Below are 3255 nucleotides of genomic sequence, written 5' to 3'. Positions count from 1 at the left end.
GCCCCGCGAAGCTCGCACCGCTCGAACGTCACATCCTTCAACGACGCCTCGTAGAAGTCGCACTCGCTCATCCGGCAGTCGCGAAACACGACCCGCTCGAGCTTTGCGAACCGCAACCCGACGAGGTCGAGGCGGCAGTCGACGAACACGACGTCCGTGAGGTCCGACTCGCCGAGCTCCGAGCCCGTCAGCCGGCAGCGGCGGAGCTCGACCCGGCGGCCGACGGTGCGGGATCGTCGGTTCGCCCAGTCGACGCTCTCCACGACGACGTCGACGAGGTCACCGAGCCCGACCGCTGCGGGTGCATCCTCGGCGAGGTCGGGCGGGTACGGCGTGCGCGGCGGGGCTCCGATGTCGGGACGATAGGAGAGAGCGCCGTGCTCGGGCGGCGCCTTCGCAGAGGCCTACCGGGCTGGCTCGCGGTCAGGTCCTGGAAGGCGGGCTCGTCGCGGATCGGGTCCGGGTCCGAGTCGTCCTGTGCGTACGCGCGGAACTCCTCCGACATGTCGATCGCGCGCCTCCCATCCGCGCGCGTCGAACGGCTTTCCGGGCGTGCCGCCCACCGCGATGATCGTCGTGTCGGGCTCCTCGGCGAACGCCGTTCGCGTCACGGCGGGGCGAGCGAACACGAAGGTCCCTGCGGGCCCGTCGATCCGATCGCCGTCGAGCTCGAACACGGCTCGCCCCTGCAGGACGAGATAGAGCTCCTCGTTCCCCGTCCGTCTCGTCGTGCTCGTTGATGATGCGGTCGCCGGCCTCACGGGCCGTCCACGAGGTCACTCCGAAGGCAGTGATGCCGAGGTGGTGCCGGACGGGTCGAAACGGCTCGCGCCCGTCGTCCAGCTCGTCGATCTCGTCGAGGCGCGCAACGGCGTACTCACTCATATCGGCCTCCGTCGGTCCTTTCGTGGCTCACCGGCAACCGACGGGTGTAAGCCGCGTGCCGACCGTCACTACGCTTCGCGCATGGAGAGCCTCGGCAGGGAGGAGTCGATCGCGTCGCTGGTCGACGCGGCCGACCGTCGCTACGTCGAGAGCCTCGTCCCCGGTGGAGAACGCGCGAAGGTGATCGCGAGCCTCGCCCGCTACCGCGCGGCGGAGGTGTTGCAGGCCGGCGACCCGCTGCCCGACGTGACGTTGCGACGCGGCGAGGATCTCGAATCGATCGCGGTCGCGGAGCTCGTTCGCGGGCGGCCGCTGCTGCTCGTCTTCGGCAGCTTCACCTGACCTCCGTTCCGTCGTCGGTCGGGCGACGTCGAGACGCTGTATCAGGTCTTCCGGGACCGGGCCGACTTTGCCTTCGTCTACCTCGCAGAAGCCCACGCAGACGACGAGTGGCAGCTCCCGGAGAACGTGGACGAGGGCGTCGTCCTGCAGCAGCAGACCACGCTCGAGGAGCGCCGGCAGCAAGCCCGGGAAACCGTGCGGCGGCTCGATCTCAGTTTGCCGCTGCTGCTCGACGAGATGGACAATCGCGCGAACGTGGCGTTCGCCGCCTGGCCCGAGCGGCTGGTGCTCGTCGGGGGCGACGAGCGGATCGTCTACCCAGGCAGTCCCGGCCCGTGGGGCTTCTCGCCGGAGGAGGCGCGAGAGCAGCTCGAGGCGCGACTCGAGCGCCGCTGAGCGCCCGGCCGATGACCTGAGACCCACCCGTGTAGTCGCTCGGCCGCCTCGCACGGACGCGCAGGCGCCGGCCGAGATGATTCTGCGCGGCCCCGGTCGTCTACACCGGGACATCGCTGAACCCGCTACACGAGCAGAAGGAGGAGGCCATGCGGATCGTGATCATCGAGTTCATGAGCCTGGACGGTGTCGTGCAGGCGCCGGGCGGCCCGGACGAGGACACCGACGGCGGCTTCGCCCACGGGGGCTGGTCGCACCGATTCTTCGACGACGTCGTCGGCGGCTCTTTCACCGATGCGATGACCGATGCCGACGCGCTGCTGTTCGGTCGCCGCACGTGGCAGGTGATGGCTGCGGCGTGGCCCGAACGGGCCGGCGACCCGTTCGCCGACCGGATGAACGCCATCCCGAAGTACGTCGTGTCCGCGACGCTGGGGGACGACGAGCTGACATGGAACACGACGCGCATCCCCGGCGCCCAGGCCGTCGGCCGCATCCGGGAGCTGCGCGAGACCGACGGCGGCGACGTCGTGGTGATGGGAAGCGCCTCGCTCGCGCGCACCCTCCTGCACGAGGGCCTGGTCGACGAGCTCAGGCTCAACATCGAGCCGGTGATCCTCGGCGGCGGCAAGTCGATCTTCCCCGGCGACGGCGCGATGCGCACGCTCGAGCTGGCTTCCTCGGCCACCAGCGCCACGGGCGTGCACGTGTGCACCTACCGTCCGCCGGCCGAGGCGTAGGCGCGCCGCCTGTCGGCTCCCGCTCTCGGCCTCGTGCGCTCGGCTACGCCCAGGGGAGGCGGTCCCAGTACGAGGGCCGCCCTCGCCGTGGCCGCTCGAACCGCGCGTACGCCTGACTCGCGTCGGGCGTCTCCTGCTCCGCGCTCGCCCCGTAGCGTCCGGCGAGCTCCGAGACGGGGTAGAGCAGCTGCTCGTCCTCCGTCCGTGCACCGGTCATCAGGATCACGCACGGCCCGTCGCCGGCTCCCACGAAGACATGCTCCGTCCCGGCGGGACAGTGGAAGAAGTCCCACCGCCGCAGGAGCCGTTCCGCACCCTCGACGAGCAGCCTGCACTCCCCGGACAGCACCAGGAACGCCTCCTGCTGCGACTCCGAGTGGTAGAGACAGCTCGGCTGGCCCGGCTCCAGGACGCTGAGATTGATACCCAGCTGCGGGAACGAGCACGCGCGGCTCTCGAACACGCACCCCGAGCCGAACGCCTCCGACGTCCACCATTCCGCGTCGCGCACGTTGAGGACGAACCAGCCGTCGACGACGGGCGCAAGGCCCGAGCCGGAGTCCTCGAGACGCGCCTCGGGCACGGCGGCATCGTAGAGGCTTGTCTGGGTCATGGGCACGCGCGGTTTGGGGGCCTGCGCGGCTCGGCGCGCGCCCTCCCCGCCACGCATCCCCAACCCACATCGAGCCTCTAGAAGTCGATGCGCATCACGACCCGCCGGAGCGTCGGCCGGGTGACCTCCGCGAACCCGGCGTCGGCGAAGATGCTGCGGCTGCCGACGTGGAGCTCGCCGACCAGGTCGATCTTCCGCCCGGGCTCGGTGATCATCGGGTAGCCCTCGAGGGCACGGGCGCCGCGCGTCCGCGCGAAGTCGACGGCGGCGCGGGCGAGC

General features: G+C 70.9%; 4 protein-coding genes and 2 pseudogenes. 3 read left to right on the top strand and 3 right to left on the bottom strand.

Annotated elements, in window-relative coordinates:
* Nucleotides 1-263 (bottom strand): pentapeptide repeat-containing protein (locus VFO26_RS16450; RefSeq protein ID WP_325116160.1); only part of this gene is annotated, 263 nt, incomplete at its 3' end.
* 703 nt (nt 264-966) lie between these two features.
* On the opposite strand from VFO26_RS16450, the gene VFO26_RS16445 reads away from it, so the two are divergent.
* The 3 genes and pseudogenes from VFO26_RS16445 (at nt 967) to VFO26_RS16435 (ending at nt 2363) form a co-directional block, all read left to right on the top strand.
* On the top strand, nt 967-1227 hold the full coding sequence (locus VFO26_RS16445) for a hypothetical protein (RefSeq protein WP_325116159.1): 261 nt from the start codon (nt 967-969) through the stop codon (nt 1225-1227).
* A 12-nt stretch (nt 1228-1239) separates the two neighbouring features.
* A pseudogene (locus tag VFO26_RS16440) lies at nt 1240-1623 on the top strand (deiodinase-like protein); the annotation flags it as partial.
* A 149-nt stretch (nt 1624-1772) separates the two neighbouring features.
* The gene (locus VFO26_RS16435) at nt 1773-2363 is read left to right on the top strand and encodes a dihydrofolate reductase family protein (protein ID WP_325116158.1); all 591 of its coding nucleotides are present in this window, start codon (nt 1773-1775) and stop codon (nt 2361-2363) included.
* Between the two features lie 43 nt (nt 2364-2406).
* Here VFO26_RS16435 and VFO26_RS16430 read toward each other — a convergent pair whose 3' ends face one another.
* Nucleotides 2407-2946, bottom strand: coding sequence for a cupin domain-containing protein (locus tag VFO26_RS16430; RefSeq protein ID WP_325116156.1), 540 nt, complete (start codon nt 2944-2946; stop codon nt 2407-2409).
* Nucleotides 2947-3053: 107 nt separating this feature from the next.
* Nucleotides 3054-3255: pseudogene (locus VFO26_RS16425) on the bottom strand (GNAT family N-acetyltransferase); the annotation flags it as partial.

The sequence above is a fragment of the Gaiella sp. genome (genome assembly GCF_035710885.1).
Lineage (GTDB): Bacteria > Actinomycetota > Thermoleophilia > Gaiellales > Gaiellaceae > Gaiella.
This window is presented reverse-complemented; position numbering and strand designations above follow the sequence as displayed.